Raw genomic sequence first — 19,217 nt, 5'->3', positions numbered from 1 at the left:
TCTTGAAGAATAAGCTTCCTATCAGACCTCGCTCTAAGTCTCAGTCGTCAGCTGTTATGTTGACTCAACACCACCACAACAACATACAAGCTGCGTAGCTGATACGTTGTCTATGCGAGCAGTATAGGAAGTTTAGGAATCATACTGATACTTACTCAGTGCATAAAAGATATGACCTGGGTCATGTTTTGGGAAAATAATATCCACGCTATCCTTATAGGGCTATCTAACCCCTTTCTATTGTCCTTTAATGCCTTTTTTACATCCGCTCTCTCGAACATTTAGATATTTAGAGTGGATTATTCTCATCGCCTACGTCAGTATGGAACTGAGCGAAACAACTCAGGACTGGACTCTTGTTTTTGTCTTCTATGGGGCTTTTCTGGTTTTAAGCTGTTTTTTCCCAAACCGGAGAGCCTATCCCCTACGTCTGCTCTATGTTGGTATAGCTCTAACCATAAGCGTACTTGCCAGGCGAGCTGGCATTAACTCAGACTTTCTTCTGTATGCTTATTTGTCTAAAAGCTACTTCCTACTCAATCGCCGAGGTGCGACAGCAGCAGCAGCACTGGTTATGGTCCCTTGGATAGCAAGCAAGTATCTGGAACAAGTCGATTGGGTTCAGCGATCGAGCGAACCGATTCCACTTTCCGTCTTCGATCCCATGGCGCTAACAAGGTTTGTCCTTATTTCGTTAGCGGCCTATTTAGCTGCTAGTACCTTCACCCTAATTGTGAGTGCCATGGTTGTCAATGACCAGAAAAATCGCCAGCAAGCTGCGATGCTATCGCAGCAAATCGAATCCCTTTCAGCCGATCTTGAGCGTACCCGAATTGCTCGTGAACTGCATGATTCATTGGGGCATACACTGACGGATCTCGATATCCAGTTAGCCGTTGCTCAAGAACTTCGGCAGCGTGACCCAGAGCAAGCAGACCGTGCTGTAGATATTGCTAAAATGTTAGTCGGTCAGTGCATAGAAGATGCTAGCCGAGCACTTCAACGGATGCGCCAATCTGACTTTGATCTCAATCAGGCACTCAGTACTCTTTTGGCACAGGTTCAGCAGACGTCTAATATGCAGGTTAAATGGAAGCTAAATCTACCGGAACTTTCTGTGTACCAGAGCTACCAAATTTACTGCATCCTGAAAGAAGCTGTTAGGAATGTCCAAAAGCACGCTCAGGCCTCTCATCTCACACTCTATGCAATGGTTGTTGCAAATGATATTGTCCTTGATATAGAAGATGACGGCATCGGGGCAGAGATGGGCTCACTTTACAACGGATTTGGTATTCAAGGTATTCGGGAGCGTGTCCAACTGCTTGGGGGACAGCTAGAGATTCAAACAGCTTTATCTGAAGGGATGCGTCTTCAAGTAACACTGCCGCTATGATTAGACTGCTACTAGCTGACGATCAAAACATTTTTCGGGAAGGACTGGCAACTTTGCTGTCTGTAGAAAACGATCTTGAAGTTATTGGTCAGGCCGAGAATGGGAAGGAAGCTATTTTTCTAGCTGAAACGCTGCAGCCAAATGTGATTCTGATGGATGTCAGAATGCCAGTTGTGGACGGTGTTCAAGCAACCGCTGAGATCTATAAGCGTTATCCCTGGATTCGAATTCTGGTGCTGACCACGTTTGATGACGATGAGTACATTCTTAAATCACTGCAGGCGGGAGCACTCGGATACCTTCTCAAGAGGACACCCTCTCAAGCGATTGCCGCCGCAATTCGCTCGGTAGCCCAAGGATACAGTCAGCTAAGCCCAACAGTCGCACTCAAAGCGTTCTCATATTTACAGCCTGTACCGCAGTCATCTACCTCACATTTCGAAAAACTGAGCAAGCGGGAAATGGAAGTGCTCAAGCTGGTGGGACAAGGCATGAATAATCAAGAGATTTCTAAAGTGCTACATCTTAGCGAAGGCACTATCAAAAATTATGTCACTCAAGTTCTCAGTAAACTTGAGATGCGAGATCGCATTCAGGCTGCGCTCTGGGCTCAAAAATACTTGACTTAAATATGTAGGAGACTACTCCTACGGATATCTAACATATCAGCTAACCAGAAAGAGACAATTTTATCTGCTTCAAGCCCACAGCCACAGGTATGCCCTCAGAGACTAATCTTGCAGTGATATTCTGGTGTAATGAGGTGGTCACTTCAGGTAGCCATCTTCCATTGTGATGATCCGGTCTGCCACATCCAAGATGCGGTTGTCATGGGTGACAATTAAAATCGTGCTGCCCTGCTGCTTTGCGAGATACTGTAGCAATGTCATGACTTCTTGCCCTGATTTGCCGTCTAGAGCGGCGGTGGGCTCATCGGCCAAAATTAGCTTAGGGTGATTGACTAACGCTCGCGAGATCGCTACTCGCTGCTTTTGTCCGCCGGAAAGGCTATCAGGATAGTAATCGGCTCGTGACCCCATGCCGACTTGGTCCAATATGGCATGGGATCGCTGCTTGCGCTTCTGGGACGATAGGTGATGGTGCAGCTTGAGCGGCATGCTCACGTTCTCCCAGGCGGTAAGACATCGCAGTAGGTTATGGGCCTGAAAGATAAAACCAATCTGGCTACGTACCTGTCTCAATGCAGCGGTGCTGCTGTTGTGAAGCGTCTGGTCTAAAACTGTGAGGTGTCCCGATTGGAGAGATCGCAACCCTCCAATCAAAGTAAGCAACGTTGTCTTTCCGCTGCCCGAGGGACCCATCAGCAGCACAATCTCCCCAGCATGAATATCCAGGTCAATGTTATTGAGTACCGGCTTGCTTAGCGCGCCGTTGCCAAAGGCATGGTTAAGCTGACGAATTGAAATTACTGGCGTCATGTCACTATATTTTTCCTGTGGAGTAACTGACTAAAACACATCTGCCGGATCGGCGGATCGCAGTTTGCGAGAGGCGATCGTAGCGGAGAACAAACACATCAACATGGTCAGAGCAAAGACGCTAGTGGTAATACTGGAGCGCATCACCAGTTCCAACTCCGTAAGGTAGACCAAAAACCAGTACATTCCAAGGGAGATACCGTAACCAGGGACAAAGCCTATTATTCCTAGCAGTAGAGCCTCCTGTACAACAACATTTAGCAAAGCAATATTGGAGTAGCCGATGGCCTTCAGGGTGGCATATTCGTTGAGATGGTCGTTGATGTCGGCATAGAGCACCTGATATACAATCACCACACCTACCACAAAGCCCATGACTGCCCCAAAGGTAAAGATTGGTCCGGTTGGGTTAGTTTCGTGATAAGCCAGCTCTTTGGCAATCAGTTCTTCTTGAGTAAAAACGGCCACACCTGGCACACTAGCGGCGATCCCTGCCTTGACCGACCCTAGATCTGAGTCTGTTGCTAGCGTGATAATTCCCACATGTACTTGGGCAGCGGCGCTATTGCCAAACCAGCGGCGATAGCTAGCGTCACTCATAATGACGTTGCCTGCTCCCAAAAAGAAAGAATTACCTAAGCTAAAGAGTCCCACCACCTCAGCTTTTTGGTTGTTGAGCAGAGCTGTGACTGAACCCTGTCCCATACTGTCTGGCACTGGACCAAAAGAAGAGTTAGATCTGCGGTCAAACAGGATGCTGCGAGGGCGTTGCAGGTGCGCTCTCTGCTGGTTTACTTCCGGAATATTGAACACCTCCTGGGTTGGATTAAAGGCAAACAACCGCGCTCCGAAAGAGCTGTATTCACCGTAGGCCCAATTGCCATCACAAATGTAAAGCGGCATAGTAGCGCTAACACCGTCTACAGCCGCTGCTTGGTAGAGCTGTTTGAGGTCAAACCCTGGAGAACCTAGATATTCAGCGCTGTCGTCTAACAGAAATAGATCACCATTGAGACTCTCAGGTACAATGGTCGCTCCGTTACGAAACAGAGATAAAAAGCCCAGCTGCATAAAGATCAAAATGTTGGCAAAGGCAATACCGCCTACCGCCACTAACAGCCGCACCTTTTGATGAGAGATTTGCGCCCAAGCGAGGGGACGATTATCACGAGGAAGAAATTTGAATAGCATAGGAATGGGAATTTAATAGGTTTCACTATTTAGCTTGAAGCAATATTGGATAACATTTCCCCTCCTGGGAGGGGCTCCGGGGTGGGTTGACCGTTAGCGCTAGTGATTGAATTAATGTCCCCACCGTTTAGTTCACCGTTGTTGTCTGAGTGGTCGTGAGGGTGACCCGCACCTGTACATCCGTCAGTGCCGCCACTTTCAGGACATCTGCTGGATCGATCTTTATGTTGACCAGCACTACACGAGAATTCTGATCTGTCGTCGGGTCATTCCCCGACAAATCCTGATCCGATGAGTTACCGACACGTAGACCGACGTGGTCTACCACCCCTTTAACCGCGCCGCTAAAGGTGTCGTACTCACTAACTACTGTGGCCTGCTGACCCACAGCAACCCGAGGTATATCAATTTCGGGCACTTCCGCCACGGCATACATCTCGTCTGTACGAGCTAGTTCCACAATGCCTTGGGTGGTATTGACCTGCTCGCCTATGCGAGTGTTAATTCGCAGAATCTGTCCGGCCACTGGAGCGCGCACCTGAGCATCTTCTAGATCGGCTAGTCGCTGTTCTACTTCGATACGAGCCTGATTCAGAGATTCCTGGGCAATCGTTACATCCACCGGTAGGACTTCGTTTAGTTCGGCTAACTGCGCCTGCGCTCGGGTCAGCTGCGCCTGCAGTGTCTGGATAGTTTGTGCTAAACCAGCCTCTCGTTCTACTCGGGTAGCTTCAGCAGTGCTTAGTGCTAACTGCGCCTGGTCTAGGTCCGCACGGCTGATGGCTCCTGCGGTTGCTAGCATTTGGTAGCGCTCGTAGCTAAGTTGCGCTTCTTGCAATGCGGCCTCAGCACTGGCAACAGCTGCCTGTCGCTGGCGAGTCTCGGTCTGGAGCTGTGCGTTTAGCTGGGCGATCGCGGCCTGTTGCGCCGCTACTTGAGCACGTTTAGCCTCTCCCTGCTGCGCTTTAGCCAGTTCTGCTGCTCGCAGGCGGACTTCGGCCTGAGCGCTACGCAAATCAGCATTACGCCGTTCTATACCTTGCAAAACGGCGATCACCTGTCCTGCGATCACCTGATCCCCTTCTCTCACCAAAATTTGGTTAACGCGACTGTCTGCTGCATTGGGTACCGACAGCTTAATAACACCACCAGCGGGCTCTAATCTTCCTAGAGCAACAACTTGGTTTGTAGGAGCGGGCGACACATCTGTAACAGTTTCTGGTTCGGGGCGCAGCACCCACAGCCCCATGCATATGAAGATAGCAGTCCCTCCGTAGATGAGCGGGGATTTCCAAAGTTTGCGTCGATGAACAAGGGTAGACATAGCATTCGATGGCAAGAATTTGGCTTCTGTAGCGTTGCTGGGGCAGTTAGCCCTATCCTATGGAGCCAGCAATGCTGCTTGAATCGGCCACCTGGTTTAGCTAACGCTGTCAATGGGTCAATCTTGATACTTGCCCGACCAGTTAGGGACTACCTGACCGATCGGGCAATACTCTTAGGCAAAGCCGATAGGGTAGCATCGAGGTATTTAGTATTTGGCATATCTATGGGGCCAGAGGCAGCAGACTATGGGACCTGGCGACGGCAGTTTTTGCAGCAGCGGCTCCGTTTAGGATTATGGCTGGCGCTGATTTGGCATGCCATTGTCTCAGCAGACGGTCTTTACCGAGCGCTGTTTGAGTTTGATCAACTAAAGGCAGCGGCATTGGAGCGCTTTGGAGAGATAGCCATCGCCAATGCCTGGCGCGGTGGGTACATTGCCTATTATGGCGGTATCGTAGCGCTGCTGCTATTCTATGGTGCGTTAGTACGAACGCGATGGGGGCAACGTCATCCGCAAATACTTTTTTTGCTGTTTGCCGGGTCGCTGGGCGGACTGTTTGCCCAGCTTGTACTGACGGTCTTTCAAATTCCAGAAACGCCAGGTACCCTTGCCTTTCTTGCGATCGCAGTCCTCATTCCAGTTCATTGGCGATTACATTTGACCTATCAGCTGTTAACAATTGCCTACTACGCGCTGGTCTATCCCCTAGTGGGGCTCGATATATTTCGAGCCGATGCCTACAGCCTCTATTCGAGAGATATCACAATTGAAATTGTCTGCGTCTGTTTTGTTAGCGTTCTCTCGGTATATCTGTATGAACGGCTCAAACGCTCCGAATTTAAAGCTAAGCGCCGTTTACAAACCTTTTTACGGTCGGTCACCCATGATCTACAAACCCCCATTGTGGGCAGTTCGGTCGTCTTAAAAAGTTTATTGGATGAGATTACAGATTTATCCAAGGAAAATGTAGTTGTGCCGCGTTTGGTACTTCATCAGCTGCTGCAGGGGAATCACCGTCAGCTCGCGTTAATACGCTCGCTACTCGATGCCAACACGATAGAAGTTCAAGGGGTAATGCTAGACCGCCAGCCTGTGGCGCTAAAGCCACTGATAGATGGAATACTAAGCGACCTAAGTCACGAGCTAGCAAAAAAGCGCGTTCGGCTCAAAAACGAGATTCCCTCTGATTTACCGCCAGTGTATGCTGATGCGGATCAGCTTTGGCGAGTCTTTAGTAACCTGATTGGTAACGCCCTAAAACATAATCCCCACGAGATTCAGCTGACGCTGGATGTTGCTGTGGTAAATCCAGGGCAGACTTGTCAAGTGAAACACCTTTGGCAGCGTATCGGAGAAGAATGTTCTCCCCCCATCATTCGATCTTCTTCACCCCTGATGTTTTGTGCCATCCGCGATAGCGGTGAAGGTATCGCTAACGATCTGTTGCCGGAGCTATTCGAGTCGTACTTTCGAGGACCGCAGGCACACTATATGCCGGGGCTAGGGCTGGGGCTGTACCTGTGCAAACAGATCATTGAAGCTCACGGTGGAGACATCGGTGTGGCAAGTCGCCTCGGGAAAGGAACAACTTTTTGGTTTACCCTACCCATTCGGCCAGCTTAGGCTACACCCAGCCTGAGCGTAGGGCTACCACAGCGGCCTGCACCCGATCATCGACGGCTAGCTTGGTCATAATGCTGCGAATGTGGGCCTTCACGGTACTGAGACTGATGTAGAGCTTCTTGGCAATCTCTGGATTGCTGTGTCCTTCGACAATCAGCTCCAGCACTTCCAATTCTCGGACTGTTAGGGGATTTTTGGCTGGCTGACGGATAGGCTGCAGGCGATTAACAACACATTGGGCAACTTGAGGATCGAGATAAACGGCACCATCCTGCACCGATGCGATCGCAACTAATAGTTTTTCTAGGTCTAAGCCCTTAACGCAGAAACCATCCGCCCCGCTTGACAAAGCCGCGATGACTTCCTGCTCGGAGCTGTGAGAGGTGAGCATCATCACTCGGGTCTCAGGCAGGTCAGCCTTGATCTTTTGGGTGGCTGCAATGCCGTCTAACTCCGGCAACCCAATATCCATAACAATTAAATCTGGTTTGAGTGCCAGTGCTGCCTCCACGCCAGAATAGCCGTCTTCTACTTCCCCAATCAGCTTAAGCTGAGGGCAGCGGCTCAGCAGCAGTGAGAGCCCCAGCCGCATAATCGGATCGTCTTCTACCACCAAGACGCGTCGCTCTGAGAGTTGACTGCTAGCTTCGGTTGGTTTCATTGGGCAGCATGTCGGTTTAGTTTATTGCCAAGCCTAGTTTAGCGTTAAGAATAGTTTGCGATCGCAGTAAACCCATCCCTATTATCCGGTGTCAGAATGCGTATAGCCCGATTGGGCGATAATCGCTTCGAAGAAGCTTCGCAACTCCTCCCCTATCCTTCTTGGTCCCCAATCCAACCGCTGCAGCTGTTCTACTATCTCCACAATCGTCTCCAACGACTGCTGCTGAACTTCTGACAGCTCTGTATCTAATAACTCAGCACAGAGCTCAGGCGGCTGTTGCTGTAACCATGCCAGGGCCTCCGCCATCAAAATCGGGCATCCAACGTCAGCCAGTAGGCCATCTGCTGTAGGTATGCTGCCCTAGACTCCTGAGCAAGAGCCTCCTCAACCTCTATGACATTCTGAGTCGTCTGTAAATCGACAGCGATCTGAGCCTTCGACAATATCTCTCGGATGCATCGGTGCGGTTCGACTAATTTCAGCTTCTAGTGCGGTGCTATTAATCAGTTATAGATCACCTTGTTGGCAGCGTTCTAATATTTCTAGAACTGCTTCGCCCTTTAGACGTACTCGTTGCTGACGCCAATCGTCAAACGGACTATTGAAACAGCAAACATCTAAGTAAAGTCGCTGGGGCATAGATAAAGCTGTGATTTTAAGCTCAGAATATTACGCCATTATGATAGTTCACTACTATTGCTTGGGTTTTGGATAACTGCTTGTTTCTTGTGCAAGCAGCTTTCCATCAACCGCCTAATCTTTCAGAGTCTAATCGCTGTCTAAATTTCATCTGGGTCATGCGAATAGCTTCATCATGGGCCTGTTCCAAATCGTCTAGTTCAAATACAGCCACTAGCTTTTCGCAGTACTCAACCATTTCCAGACCCAGCGCCTCAGGAATATAATTTCGAGCAATGTGCCGCGAGCCCGAGACAGGCGCTTCCCAGATTTGTTTGATCTCGCTCGCATCCATACCAAACAGGCCACGATAGACATAGTTGGTCCACTTACCAAACTTATAGGGATTGTTTCCCCCTTGTTCGGCGACGGCATAGGCCCAATCCTTTATCATGACGACTGGATGCGTAATTTGTTAATTGCCTCTTCTCTCAATGGACGGAGACCGTTGATTAAATCCCCTCACACAAACTGAGGTGGAATCAGGCTTAGTCATTGTAATCATCTCCTCAACAAAGATTCAGAGTAGTTAAAACAATCTGCTCTGTCGGCTTATGGCAACCAAATGAAGGGAGAGGCTTGTTTAACGTCAAGTTCACACATGATAGGTCACTCATCAAGGATATTTTTTAATCAATTAGTCTTCCATTTTCTCGCTAACGGACTTATGGGCACAGTCATCTCAACCAGCTCCACCGTAAATCCATAAAAAAGCCCTCACTAGTTGCGAGGGTCAATAGGCATAACTCAAAATTGTTTGACGCTCAGCAAAAGAATGTAAAGAATTGTCAGAGATAACAATCAGCGGCGCTTCTTGAGATTCCACCTTCCAGTTATTGCTTCCCACCGCTTCATCTACTGGTTACTGAGAGCTGCACTAGTATAAGCGTCGCCGCCTAAGGGAACCACACGGGTGTTGTAATCAGTGTCACGACCGGTGACTACCTTGGCAATAGTCTCAAAGCCATCGGAGTTGAGGTTACGCTCGTGGATGGGCTTAGACTACTCACCGAGAAAGTAAGCCTGAGTGCCGAGGATAGCGGCTCCGACCCAACCAACGATGATGATAGCTAATAAGATACCAATCATAATTAAATTTCCTGATGTTGAAGTGTGTTGTGAATGAACAAATAATTGTGAGAATGAAGTGGACTAGCTAACGGCTAGAGCAGTGGCCACAAGAGTCCCGATGAACAGAAATGCTAAACCACCCAGGAGCAGGTAACGACGCTGCTGTGCAGGTTCAGGTGCCTCTGCTAAATACATCTTCGGCTCAGTCGCGTAGTTATTGAGCCGACCGCCTTCTTCAGTAATTGTAGACATATGCGATTTTCCCGAATCTGCTTTCTATGTGAATTAATGTAACGCAAATATCTCAAAATGTAAATTAACTTGACAAAATTTACTTTGTGGTAGTTGCTAATTTTTCTATGAATGGATATCGCTGGGTTATCTCTACAGCGCCGACCAGACACATAATTATCACTAAAGCCAGTCAACAGCTTTAGAAACCTTGGAAATGTCAAGTAGATTTCAAGATGTTTACATTAGTTAATGTATGATTAATTTAGTGATGATTGCCGGATCTGGTTTACATCCAATTCTCATGGATGACCAAGTCCACACTGGGGCGCTTAACTGACGCCCTATTTCTTCTTTACGATGCAGAGCACATAGGTCTTTGCCCTGCATGCTGTTAATTGATACAAGGATGCACACGATGCAAAATCGCCCTCAGGATGACGTTAAGGTTGCCGTTTACACTGAACAGATATCTGCTCCTGAACAGAACACGTTACAAGACTTGATAGGAGCTGTTTGTATTGGCCTCGGTATTCTGATGGCCGTGTGGGTGAACGCATCCTTATTAAATTGATCTGCTGTTTTTTTCAGCGATTGTTACATCATTAATTTTTCCAATCATGACACCGGAGTCTTAATGTCCTGGTGTTAGGTTATGTGGCGCATCCCTTTACGGAAAGCATGACCCATGGCTCGTCCAGACACCGACGCTGTAAGTAAGATTAATCAGTCCAACTTTGATGTGCGCGATACGGAGTTACAAAAACCGATTGTGTTTCGCGCCAGCTTTAACCGCTTCGAGCATATTAATTTGTCTCAAGCCTGGTCGCTGTGGGTTACGGGCTGTCAAGATGATGGCGTATTTGGCGTCACGTCAGCGGTGGGCTGGTTTTTGACCCTAAGTTTAATCAGTGCCCTCATCCTTATCACTATCGAACACCTTTCTATGCTTGGATAGTATGCTATCAAAAGGACATGGGGATGTCTGTGTTACACCCCTCTAATGAGTTGCTCTTATCAGAGGGGTTTCTCATTTTTATGGCGGCTATCTTTACAAAAGTTTACGGTTGTTGCTAGTTTAGGTTCATACATAACTGTCCCGCTTGATTAAGCCACCGGTTTAGTTAAGCACAACCGCAATTATTCAACATGACTACAACTCTCCAACAGCGCCAAAGCGCTAACCTGTGGGAGCAGTTTTGCCAGTGGGTCACCAGCACTGAAAACCGCCTTTATGTAGGTTGGTTTGGTGTTCTGATGATTCCCACACTGCTAGCAGCGACTGCTTGCTTCGTCATCGCCTTCATCGCTGCTCCTCCCGTTGACATCGACGGCATTCGTGAGCCCGTTGCTGGTTCTCTTATCTTGGGTAACAACATCATTTCCGGTGCGGTTATTCCTTCCTCCAACGCTATCGGTCTTCACTTCTACCCCATCTGGGAAGCTGCTTCTCTAGATGAGTGGTTGTACAACGGTGGCCCCTACCAGCTAGTCATTTTCCACTTCCTCATCGGCGTTTTCTGCTACATGGGTCGTGAGTGGGAACTTTCCTACCGCTTGGGTATGCGTCCTTGGATCTGTGTTGCTTACTCTGCTCCTGTAGCTGCGGCAACTGCAGTGTTCTTGATCTACCCCATCGGTCAGGGTTCTTTTTCTGATGGTATGCCTCTCGGTATCTCTGGTACCTTCAACTTCATGCTTGTTTTCCAGGCTGAGCACAACATCCTGATGCACCCCTTCCACATGCTTGGTGTGGCGGGTGTATTCGGTGGTTCCTTGTTCTCCGCTATGCACGGTTCTTTGGTGACCTCCTCCTTGGTTCGTGAGACCACTGAGACTGAGTCCCAGAACTATGGTTACAAGTTTGGTCAGGAAGAAGAGACTTACAACATTGTTGCGGCCCACGGTTACTTTGGCCGTTTGATCTTCCAATACGCTTCCTTCAACAACAGCCGTTCCTTGCACTTCTTCTTGGGTGCATGGCCTGTCGTGGGTATCTGGTTCACTGCTCTAGGTATCTCCACCATGGCGTTCAACTTGAACGGATTCAACTTCAACCAGTCCATCATCGACTCTCAGGGTCGTGTCGTTAGCACTTGGGCTGACGTCATCAACCGTGCCAATCTGGGTATGGAAGTCATGCATGAGCGTAACGCTCACAACTTTCCCCTAGACTTGGCTGCTGGTGAAGCTGCTCCTGTTGCAATGATTGCTCCTCAGATCAACGCGTAGGTTTCAAGCTCATTGACAACTTAATATAGATTGAAGAGGCGCGGTGTACACCGCGCCTCTTTTTGTTAGATAAGTGCGATGACGCCTTTCTCTTGTCCATGAATTTTTTGAACGGAATTACCATCCTTCTGGCATATCAGCTAGCTGGTGAGGTGGGTGCATTTATGTTGCCAATACCCATACCAGGCCCGGTATTAGGAATGGTGCTGCTATTTTTAACACTTCTAGTCCGGGGCCGCCCCACTCCCTCCTTTTTTACTGAGTCCTGCCACGGTTGCCCTAGCGGTTCCACTCCACCGACAACTTTCTAAACTTAAAAAACTGCTCAAGCCCGTGATCATTACGCTGATCACGGGCTTGAGCAGCAGTAGCTTGAGCACCATTGCGATCTCACGGTTCTGCGGAGCCAGTGTACAAACCCAATGCTCATTGGCCCCCAAATCTGTCACAGCACCTGTGGCCATGGGCATATCAGAATAAATCGGCGGATTACCGACTTTGACAGCGGCTATCGTAGTGATTATCGGTATTCTGGGCGCGCTTTTAAGCCCAAAGCTCTTTAAGCTAATAGGTATTCAAGATGACAGTGTTAAGGGTATTGCCATGGGAGCCAACGCCCATGGTATCGGTACCGCCTACGCTTTTCAGGTAAGTTCAGAGATGGGAGCGTTTTCAGGTCTGGCCATGGCCCTATCGGCTATGGCGAGCGCATTCTTTTTACCTTGTCTACTGAATATCGTTCGCATTCTCTGAGGATAAAACCAGAGGTTTGCTAACGATATTGATATTTGAACGACTTTATGGACTGTGCGATCCAAGTCAGATTTGTGATGATTGACTTGAAGGAGCCATACGCGAGTATATGAAAGGGCTTCATTGAAATAGGAAAATCGCAAAGGCCTATTACGGAGGATGCTTTGTCGATGATGTGGCGAATTATTCCGACTTCAGTGAAAGCATGTCAAGAGGAACTGATGTATAATCAAATCTAAAGAAAGTATTAAATCTCAGGTAGATAAATTAGACAAACAGATTAGAGTTAACCTTTTCAGAAAAAATTAAATTGTCCCTAAAGCACTAGGACAAAGATTGTGGATACTTCAACGCTGCGGTTACTTTGGTCTGTGGTCTTAGAAAATTCACCGGAGAGTATTTCCCACCTTCCTGATACTCTTTTTGTCAGGCACTTATTTGAACAGATTCAAGCTAGAGTAAATCTTAGTCTGGATGAACAGGATGCCATGCAGGTTTATTTACACAACAAACGAGGGCTCATTCTTGAAATGATTCGAGGGTAGTCACCAAATTAATACGTTTGCAATCGCCTGTATGCTGTTGTAGGGAGAAGTTAAATATTGCATCGATGACTCTACTCATGCAGGTCCCACGATGAAATTAACCTTGCCAAAGGCAGGTAATTTCAGATCGGTGTAGGAATGAATTTTATAGTCGGCAGATTAAGTTGTTTGGCTTCATGAGCAGTGACATGCACTTAACTGACTTTCTTCATATCCCGATCCCTCAAAAATTTCGGATATGATGGCTCAACAGAATTTTATTCTCCAAACCTAACAGCTACGGTAGGAGTGCTTCAAGAAAAACCTTAACAACACGATAATCGGAGTCCTGTCTCAGCTCTGCTAAGGCTGCTTGGGCCTGGGGAGCGTCAAAGTACATTAGTAATCGAGCGACTTTCGCTCGAATGAATGCATCACTGTCAGTTGCTGCTTGCAGCAATATGTCCAGAGCTTCAGGGGCTTGAGCAGTGTCCTTTAATCTCTCCAAATTAGCTATCGCGGCCAACTTAACTGTTAGATCCTGATCCTGATATCCCAAACGACACAACTGTACGAGGGCTTCAAAACTTTCTGGATAGTCCAGTACAGGCAAAATACTCTGTCGAATCAGCCAGTGAGAATTTTGCTCAAATAGTGCCGTCAGATGAGGGAGGGCTTGAGGCCCAAAATTTGCTAAAGAATTAGCGGCCTCAGCGACAACATTTGGATCATCTTCATGACCAATGATATTGAGTAGTGCTTCAAAGCCCTCATCATTTCGCTTAGCGCCTAACCCCATCGCAACAAAGGAGCGAATCAAAAGCTCTTTATCATACATGTTTCGCTTGAGGAGCGGCACGACCATCGAGGGTTCATGATGCCGAAGTTCAGTAATTGCCTTCATTCTGTTTTGAGGGTTAGGACTCTCAAGGAAGGATTCGATTTGTTGGATGTCCATAATTGTTCTAGAGACTAAGTTACAGATCTAAGCCGCATTCATTAACTAATGTAAACATCACTCAGATTCTGGCCCACGTGGAGAGCCGTAATTGTGGAAGCCGGATAACCGGAACGTCAGAAAAATAAGTAAGAATACTCACCTGTACGGGTTTCCACCCTCATCTCTAAGAGGATTACAGATTAGAATTCTTAATATTAAGTTTACAAAAATCAATAAGAAGAGGCCAACTCAGTGGCTTGACTTGCCTTTCTGACGTTTCTTCTCCTCCTCTGGTTAGTTTGGATTGCTCTAGATCGATTTGCCAAACACGAACCTACAAACTAAGGACCTTCCAAGCCACATACCCACCCAAGTCATTATTCACATTCAATTTTCACACGCTGTTGTTATTAGTACTTCATTGAGAACGCCACACCATGCTTGAACATTTTAATGACAAAGCAATGGCTGCTATCATGACTGCCCAGCAGGAAGCCAGCCAATTGAACCAACAATATGTAGGTCCCGAACTAATACTGGTTGGAGCAACTGTCCAGGGCGGTAGCGTGATTTCGAGAGCTCTTAAAGAGACAGGAGTCACTTTAAGGAAGCTCCATGACATTGTTGATAATCTCCTAATGCCAGGCACTCAACGAGTAACTATTGAAATCCCGTTTACACTGGCTGCAAAGCAAATTCTAGAACAATCTGTCCAGGAAGCGCAGCAACTAAATCAGCCTTACGTCGGGCCAGAGCACCTGCTGTTAGCCATTGTTAATAGTGCAGACAATGCTGCCGCCAAGATATTACAGCACCTGGGTGTCAACCTGGTCCAATTGCGCAAAGCGATTATCCAGGCCATCAATGAAGAATCAGCCGTGCCAGTCGGTAATGGTCAGGAATCCGCAGCTAACAATCTGGAAGGTAAAGCTTTGGGAGAATTTACCGCCGACTTAACGAAGTTAGCGGCTCAAAGAAAAATTGATCCAGTGGTTGGTCGTGACAAAGAAATTGAGCGTGTTGTTCAAATCCTGGGTCGACGTAGTAAAAATAATCCGGTGCTGATTGGAGAACCTGGTGTGGGTAAAACAGCAATCGCCGAGGGGTTGGCCCAGCGTATTATCAATCAAGACGTTCCTGAAATCCTGATCGACCAGCGTGTACTCAGTTTAGACATTGGTTCACTAGTGGCGGGTACAAGTTTTCGTGGAGAGTTTGAGGAACGACTCAAGCGCATTGTAGATGAGGTGAATACGGCTGGTAACATCATTCTGCTCATTGATGAAGTACATACTCTCGTGGGTGCAGGCGGTACAGGCGGCAGTATGGACGCTGCTAATATGCTGAAGCCCGCCTTAGCACGAGGTGAGCTGCAATGTATTGGTGCCACAACCTTGGATGAGTATCGTCAATATATTGAAAAAGATGCCGCACTGGAACGGCGATTTCAGCCTGTGATGGTGAATGAACCCAGTGTCGAAGAGACGATCGAGATTTTACAGGGGGTACGTGCCAATTATGAGCAACATCACAGGCTCCTGATCTCAGACCAGGCCTTAGAAGCAGCGGTGAAATTGTCAGATCGTTACATTGCAGACCGCTACCTGCCTGATAAGGCCATTGACTTAATTGATGAGGCGGGCTCTCTTGTACACTTGCGATATTCGCAAACGTCACCCGTCAGGGAACTGAAGCAGTCATTACGTCAAATCACTTGGGATAAAGAGGCTGCCGTAAACGCTCAGGATTTTGAGAAAGCGGGCCAGCTTCGAGACCAAGAAGTTGAAATGGAAGCTAAGCTGCAACAGTTCAACAACAATAGAGATACAACAAAACAACCTGTGGTTGAAGCAGACGACATTGCTCAGGTTGTCGCTTCATGGACCGGCATTCCAGTTACCCAGGTGACTCAGCCTGAGTCAGCAAGACTGATGAAATTAGAAGATACTCTACACCAGCGATTGATTGGTCAAGATGATGCTGTCAACGCTGTGGCCAAAGCCATTCGCAGAGCTAGAGTAGGCCTCAGAAGTGTCCATCGCCCCATAGCCAGCTTTATTTTCTGTGGTCCTACAGGCGTCGGCAAAACTGAACTAACAAAAGCCTTAGCTGATAGTATGTTTAGCTCTGAAGACGCCATCATTCGACTAGATATGTCGGAATATATGGAATCTCAATCTGTTTCTAAGTTGATTGGCTCCCCTCCCGGCTATGTGGGGTACGGAGATGGTGGACAGCTTACCGAAGCAGTACGTCGCAAACCCTACTCAGTTGTCCTGTTTGATGAAATCGAGAAAGCACACCCGGATGTGTTCAACGTGATGCTGCAGCTGTTGGAAGATGGTCGCTTAACAGACTCTCAAGGACGTGTGGTGGATTTCAAAAACACTCTCATCATCATGACATCCAACATTGGCTCTCGTGCCATTGAGAAGAAGGGCAATGGACTTGGTTTTGAGATGGTAGACGGAGATGATGAACTGGCAAAATATAATCGCACCCGTACCCAGGTAGACGAAGCCTTAAAGCTTTCTTTCCGGCCTGAATTTCTTAATCGTCTGGATGAGATTATTGTCTTCCATCAGCTCAACCGCAATGAGGTGAAGCAAATTGCTTCAATCCTTCTGCAAGAAGTTTCAAATCGCTTAGCTGACCAACAGATTCAGATCGAAGTCACTGAAGCCTTCAAAGACAAACTGGTGACTGAGGGCTTTGATCCCAGTTATGGAGCCCGTCCCCTTAGAAGGGCGATCACCCGACTCGTCGAAGATTATCTGGCCGAAGCTATTTTGGCAGGTCAGCTTCAAGCAGGGGACACAGCTACTTTAGATATTGATGATGATGGCCAGGTAACGGTCCGTCAGAAGCAAGCATTGGCTCTAGTCAGTGCCTGCTAATTGTCAGCTTCATTTATCAGCGGCTTACGTGCTTCAGGAGAGGAAAGCTTATTTTCTCTCTTGAGGTGAACCTAAAGAATCAATGGCTAATCTTATCCATCGATTTTTAGTTCAACCATGCGATGTATTCGTGTAACTCATACACACGCCAAATGGTCTAAGCACAATAGCTCACAAAGCTTCTTCCTTTCCAATCATTAACCCACCTCTAACATCCCCATGAATAACTCCATTAATAACAACGGCTCTGAGCTAGATATGGCTTATCTACAGCAACTGCTACGCCAACAGGCTCAGCGCCGTCAGCTTTATGAGAATATCGCTATTCTAGGTTGCGGCTATGTTGGCCGTGCATTAGCCGCCTGCTGGCAAGAGCAGGGCCACTTTGTTACCGGTACAACGACCAGACAAGAACGGGTTGCATTACTTCAGCCTCTTCTCTCTAGAGTAGTTGCTATGACAGGAGACGATGCCAGTGCTGTTCAATCCCTAGTGCAAGGTCAAGACACTGTGGTAATTAGCGTTGCGCCAACGGGGTTCCAAGTAGCGGATGAGGCAACCTACGAAAAAACCTATCTCACTACAGCGGAGAATCTCCTTCAAGCACTGAAACAAACACCGAGTGTGAAACAGGTTATTTATCTCAGCAGCTACTCTGTCTATGGAGATCGCCAGGGAGAGTGGGTTGATGAAACTGCCTCTATTTCCCCAACTGAATCTCGCAGTCAGATGTTGTACGAAGCAGAGCAGATCGTGTCTCAGGCAGACAGCGAGCACCAAAGAATCTGCATCCTTCGGCTAGGCGGGATTTATGGCCCAGGTCGGGAGTTGGTTGGCATGCTTGGTGGCATGGCAGGCATGACGTTACCAGGTAGAGGCGATCGCGTCATCAACTGGATCCATCGGGATGACATTGTTGGCGTAATTGAATTTGCTCGGCTCAATGAGTTGCAGGGTATCTACAATCTGGTGGACGATAGCCAACTGACTGTCAAAGAACAGCTAGAGCGTATCTGCTCTCGGTACGGTTTACCACCTGCAAATTGGGATCAGTCTAAACTTAGCCTGCCAGGCAAAAGCGTACGCGTTAGCAACCAGAAGCTTAAAGCTACCGGATATCAGTTTATTCACCCCCAGATCGTAGTTTGAGGACTCAAGATCAGAGTCAAGTAATTGCAATGCAAATTTGCATTACGTTACAATAATTCACATAAAACTTCATTTTCTAGGAACCCACCTCATGACTATTGCTGCGGATAAACCCGTTTACTCTAATATCTTTGCTGCTGTTCCCGATGCGGTAGACTCCATCCAAAGACTACCTGTTGACGACCAATTAGGTCTCTTATGGGTTCTGTACGAAAACATGGGAGGCTTAGTGACGCCTGCGGCTTCTGGCGCAACAGATCGGATCAAATTAGCCGGAGATTTAATCTATCAAGTGGCTAATCTATCTCATGAAGAGCAACTGCAATTTATGCGCGATTTAGTCGCAGGAACTAACAATGCCATGACTCGAGATTACGGATGCCTGACTAGCAACAACAAACTGGCATTTTGGTATCAGTTAGCCGAGTGGATGCGCTCTGGAGATGTTGTTCCAGTACCGCAGGACTATCAGCTCTCTGCACCGGCAACAGCAGTCCTGAATAAGCTCATAGTACTGGGTTTCAATCAACAGATTGCAGTCCTACGCCTTATTGCTGGCAAGATGGGCATTAACCCATTAACAGCTTAAAAGTCGGCTTAAGCGCTTATTTTCTAGCAAGCAAGTTAATGCTCACGAGCGACACCAGACCATGCAAATTTATTGGCCTAAATTCCTTTTGAAAATTCTGTTCTGGTTAAGTGCAGAAATAGCATTGACTTGCTTAGGCTTAGACGATTTAGCCGACTATAGCGAATTTCTTCTCCAAGATCGCAATAATTTCTTATCGCCTGCAACACCTATTGAGCTTGTCACTGAAATTTGATAAGCCGCAGCCTGCCAAACCCTCCAACTTAGTAATGCAGTCTTCTCTCACAACAGGTCGAGTTTCTCATCAGCTCCTCAAGCTATCACTTCCCATGGTTTGGGGTGTCTTAGCAATATTGGCGTTTAGTCTGGCTGACACATACTTTATTGCTCAGTTAGGCACGAATGAACTAGCAGCTATCAGTTTTACTTTTCCAGTAGTGTCCATTTTGGCAAGCGTAGCCATGGGCTTAGGCACAGGTGCAGCCTCTGTTATTGCTAGAGAAATCGGTAAAG

General features: G+C 47.6%; 21 protein-coding genes and 1 pseudogene. 13 read left to right on the top strand and 9 right to left on the bottom strand.

Annotation, left to right across the window (positions count from 1 at the left end):
- The first annotated feature begins 250 nt into the window (after nucleotides 1-250).
- Together N836_RS46225 and N836_RS46220 are read left to right on the top strand one after the other, a co-directional pair.
- Nucleotides 251-1,396: a sensor histidine kinase gene (locus tag N836_RS46225; protein WP_031291931.1), complete on the top strand. Its 1,146-nt coding sequence runs from the start codon at nucleotides 251-253 to the stop codon at nucleotides 1,394-1,396.
- A complete protein-coding gene (locus N836_RS46220) occupies nucleotides 1,393-2,025 on the top strand; it encodes a response regulator transcription factor (protein WP_023071460.1) in 633 nt (210 codons plus the stop codon). Before N836_RS46225 ends, N836_RS46220 begins: the two co-directional genes overlap by 4 nt.
- 138 nt (nucleotides 2,026-2,163) lie before the next feature.
- Here N836_RS46220 and N836_RS46215 read toward each other — a convergent pair whose 3' ends face one another.
- From N836_RS46215 to N836_RS46205, 3 genes are all read right to left on the bottom strand, one after another.
- On the bottom strand, nucleotides 2,164-2,835 hold the full coding sequence (locus N836_RS46215) for an ATP-binding cassette domain-containing protein (protein ID WP_023071459.1): 672 nt from the start codon (nucleotides 2,833-2,835) through the stop codon (nucleotides 2,164-2,166).
- 30 nt (nucleotides 2,836-2,865) lie between these two features.
- Complete coding sequence (devC, locus tag N836_RS46210) at nucleotides 2,866-4,026, bottom strand: ABC transporter permease DevC (RefSeq protein WP_023071458.1); 1,161 nt, start codon at nucleotides 4,024-4,026, stop codon at nucleotides 2,866-2,868.
- Nucleotides 4,027-4,153: 127 nt separating this feature from the next.
- Nucleotides 4,154-5,350: an HlyD family efflux transporter periplasmic adaptor subunit gene (locus tag N836_RS46205; protein ID WP_031291928.1), complete on the bottom strand. Its 1,197-nt coding sequence runs from the start codon at nucleotides 5,348-5,350 to the stop codon at nucleotides 4,154-4,156.
- Between N836_RS46205 and N836_RS72965 the strand changes: the two genes are divergently transcribed.
- On the top strand, nucleotides 5,333-6,976 hold the full coding sequence (locus N836_RS72965; RefSeq protein ID WP_081716808.1) for a sensor histidine kinase: 1,644 nt from the start codon (nucleotides 5,333-5,335) through the stop codon (nucleotides 6,974-6,976). The genes N836_RS46205 and N836_RS72965 overlap by 18 nt on opposite strands.
- A 1-nt stretch (nucleotide 6,977) precedes the next feature.
- Here the strand turns inward: N836_RS72965 and N836_RS46200 are convergent, their stop codons facing one another.
- The 5 genes from N836_RS46200 to psb34 all read right to left on the bottom strand — a co-directional run bounded on the left by N836_RS46200 (nucleotide 6,978) and on the right by psb34 (nucleotide 9,641).
- Nucleotides 6,978-7,637, bottom strand: coding sequence for a response regulator (locus N836_RS46200; protein ID WP_023071455.1), 660 nt, complete (start codon nucleotides 7,635-7,637; stop codon nucleotides 6,978-6,980).
- An 81-nt stretch (nucleotides 7,638-7,718) separates the two neighbouring features.
- Nucleotides 7,719-7,946, bottom strand: a complete 228-nt coding sequence (locus tag N836_RS77445; protein ID WP_023071454.1) for a hypothetical protein — start codon at nucleotides 7,944-7,946, stop codon at nucleotides 7,719-7,721.
- 201 nt (nucleotides 7,947-8,147) lie between these two features.
- A complete protein-coding gene (locus tag N836_RS77850; RefSeq protein WP_268744301.1) occupies nucleotides 8,148-8,279 on the bottom strand; it encodes a hypothetical protein in 132 nt (43 codons plus the stop codon).
- 106 nt (nucleotides 8,280-8,385) lie between these two features.
- Nucleotides 8,386-8,712 carry a hypothetical protein gene (locus tag N836_RS46190; RefSeq protein WP_023071452.1) on the bottom strand — a complete coding sequence of 109 codons (327 nt, stop codon included), beginning with the start codon at nucleotides 8,710-8,712 and terminating at the stop codon, nucleotides 8,386-8,388.
- Nucleotides 8,713-9,470: 758 nt separating this feature from the next.
- Complete coding sequence (psb34, locus tag N836_RS75665; RefSeq protein ID WP_023071451.1) at nucleotides 9,471-9,641, bottom strand: photosystem II assembly protein Psb34; 171 nt, start codon at nucleotides 9,639-9,641, stop codon at nucleotides 9,471-9,473.
- A gap of 397 nt (nucleotides 9,642-10,038) precedes the next feature.
- On the opposite strand from psb34, the gene N836_RS76395 reads away from it, so the two are divergent.
- From N836_RS76395 to N836_RS75655, 6 genes and pseudogenes are all read left to right on the top strand, one after another.
- Nucleotides 10,039-10,194, top strand: a complete 156-nt coding sequence (locus N836_RS76395; RefSeq protein WP_161634939.1) for a hypothetical protein — start codon at nucleotides 10,039-10,041, stop codon at nucleotides 10,192-10,194.
- A gap of 114 nt (nucleotides 10,195-10,308) precedes the next feature.
- Nucleotides 10,309-10,578 (top strand): hypothetical protein, encoded by a 270-nt coding sequence (locus N836_RS0137330; protein WP_023071449.1) that lies wholly within the window; start codon nucleotides 10,309-10,311, stop codon nucleotides 10,576-10,578.
- A 191-nt stretch (nucleotides 10,579-10,769) separates the two neighbouring features.
- Nucleotides 10,770-11,852, top strand: coding sequence for a photosystem II q(b) protein (psbA, locus tag N836_RS46170; RefSeq protein ID WP_023071448.1), 1,083 nt, complete (start codon nucleotides 10,770-10,772; stop codon nucleotides 11,850-11,852).
- 98 nt (nucleotides 11,853-11,950) lie between these two features.
- The gene (locus N836_RS78140) at nucleotides 11,951-12,163 is read left to right on the top strand and encodes a CidA/LrgA family protein (RefSeq protein WP_152532082.1); all 213 of its coding nucleotides are present in this window, start codon (nucleotides 11,951-11,953) and stop codon (nucleotides 12,161-12,163) included.
- Nucleotides 12,111-12,605 (top strand): annotated as a pseudogene (locus tag N836_RS75195) (LrgB family protein). The gene N836_RS78140 and the pseudogene N836_RS75195 overlap by 53 nt, the downstream one beginning before the upstream one ends.
- Before the next feature lie 338 nt (nucleotides 12,606-12,943).
- Nucleotides 12,944-13,150: a hypothetical protein gene (locus N836_RS75655; protein WP_152532081.1), complete on the top strand. Its 207-nt coding sequence runs from the start codon at nucleotides 12,944-12,946 to the stop codon at nucleotides 13,148-13,150.
- 277 nt (nucleotides 13,151-13,427) lie between these two features.
- Here N836_RS75655 and N836_RS46160 read toward each other — a convergent pair whose 3' ends face one another.
- Nucleotides 13,428-14,087 carry a HEAT repeat domain-containing protein gene (locus N836_RS46160; RefSeq protein WP_031291920.1) on the bottom strand — a complete coding sequence of 220 codons (660 nt, stop codon included), beginning with the start codon at nucleotides 14,085-14,087 and terminating at the stop codon, nucleotides 13,428-13,430.
- A gap of 419 nt (nucleotides 14,088-14,506) precedes the next feature.
- On the opposite strand from N836_RS46160, the gene N836_RS46155 reads away from it, so the two are divergent.
- The 4 genes from N836_RS46155 to N836_RS0137315 form a co-directional block, all read left to right on the top strand.
- A complete protein-coding gene (locus N836_RS46155; RefSeq protein ID WP_023071444.1) occupies nucleotides 14,507-16,966 on the top strand; it encodes an ATP-dependent Clp protease ATP-binding subunit in 2,460 nt (819 codons plus the stop codon).
- A gap of 219 nt (nucleotides 16,967-17,185) precedes the next feature.
- Complete coding sequence (locus tag N836_RS46150) at nucleotides 17,186-18,115, top strand: SDR family oxidoreductase (RefSeq protein WP_023071443.1); 930 nt, start codon at nucleotides 17,186-17,188, stop codon at nucleotides 18,113-18,115.
- Between the two features lie 91 nt (nucleotides 18,116-18,206).
- Nucleotides 18,207-18,704, top strand: coding sequence for an orange carotenoid protein N-terminal domain-containing protein (locus tag N836_RS46145; protein WP_023071442.1), 498 nt, complete (start codon nucleotides 18,207-18,209; stop codon nucleotides 18,702-18,704).
- Nucleotides 18,705-18,973: 269 nt separating this feature from the next.
- On the top strand, nucleotides 18,974-19,217 hold a 244-nt coding region (locus N836_RS0137315), incomplete at its 3' end, for an MATE family efflux transporter (RefSeq protein WP_031291915.1).

The sequence above is a fragment of the Leptolyngbya sp. Heron Island J genome (assembly GCF_000482245.1).
In the GTDB taxonomy this organism is placed as follows: Bacteria; Cyanobacteriota; Cyanobacteriia; order Phormidesmidales; family Phormidesmidaceae; genus Leptothoe.
Note: the sequence above shows the minus strand (reverse complement) of the source record. Positions and strands in the feature narration are given on the sequence as shown.

Coding starts and splice junctions, on each gene's coding strand:
- N836_RS76395 (WP_161634939.1), top strand. CDS start 10,039: ATGCAAAATCGCCCTCAGGATGACGTTAAGGTTGCCGTTTACACTGAA.
- N836_RS46155 (WP_023071444.1), top strand. CDS start 14,507: ATGCTTGAACATTTTAATGACAAAGCAATGGCTGCTATCATGACTGCC.
- N836_RS46205 (WP_031291928.1), bottom strand. CDS start 5,350: ATGTCTACCCTTGTTCATCGACGCAAACTTTGGAAATCCCCGCTCATC.
- N836_RS46145 (WP_023071442.1), top strand. CDS start 18,207: ATGACTATTGCTGCGGATAAACCCGTTTACTCTAATATCTTTGCTGCT.
- N836_RS78140 (WP_152532082.1), top strand. CDS start 11,951: ATGAATTTTTTGAACGGAATTACCATCCTTCTGGCATATCAGCTAGCT.
- N836_RS46220 (WP_023071460.1), top strand. CDS start 1,393: ATGATTAGACTGCTACTAGCTGACGATCAAAACATTTTTCGGGAAGGA.
- psb34 (WP_023071451.1), bottom strand. CDS start 9,641: ATGTCTACAATTACTGAAGAAGGCGGTCGGCTCAATAACTACGCGACT.
- N836_RS72965 (WP_081716808.1), top strand. CDS start 5,333: ATGAACAAGGGTAGACATAGCATTCGATGGCAAGAATTTGGCTTCTGT.
- N836_RS46160 (WP_031291920.1), bottom strand. CDS start 14,087: ATGGACATCCAACAAATCGAATCCTTCCTTGAGAGTCCTAACCCTCAA.
- psbA (WP_023071448.1), top strand. CDS start 10,770: ATGACTACAACTCTCCAACAGCGCCAAAGCGCTAACCTGTGGGAGCAG.
- N836_RS46215 (WP_023071459.1), bottom strand. CDS start 2,835: ATGACGCCAGTAATTTCAATTCGTCAGCTTAACCATGCCTTTGGCAAC.
- N836_RS77445 (WP_023071454.1), bottom strand. CDS start 7,946: ATGGCGGAGGCCCTGGCATGGTTACAGCAACAGCCGCCTGAGCTCTGT.
- N836_RS46225 (WP_031291931.1), top strand. CDS start 251: ATGCCTTTTTTACATCCGCTCTCTCGAACATTTAGATATTTAGAGTGG.
- N836_RS46150 (WP_023071443.1), top strand. CDS start 17,186: ATGAATAACTCCATTAATAACAACGGCTCTGAGCTAGATATGGCTTAT.
- N836_RS46190 (WP_023071452.1), bottom strand. CDS start 8,712: ATGATAAAGGATTGGGCCTATGCCGTCGCCGAACAAGGGGGAAACAAT.
- N836_RS0137330 (WP_023071449.1), top strand. CDS start 10,309: ATGGCTCGTCCAGACACCGACGCTGTAAGTAAGATTAATCAGTCCAAC.
- N836_RS46200 (WP_023071455.1), bottom strand. CDS start 7,637: ATGAAACCAACCGAAGCTAGCAGTCAACTCTCAGAGCGACGCGTCTTG.
- N836_RS77850 (WP_268744301.1), bottom strand. CDS start 8,279: ATGCCCCAGCGACTTTACTTAGATGTTTGCTGTTTCAATAGTCCGTTT.
- devC (WP_023071458.1), bottom strand. CDS start 4,026: ATGCTATTCAAATTTCTTCCTCGTGATAATCGTCCCCTCGCTTGGGCG.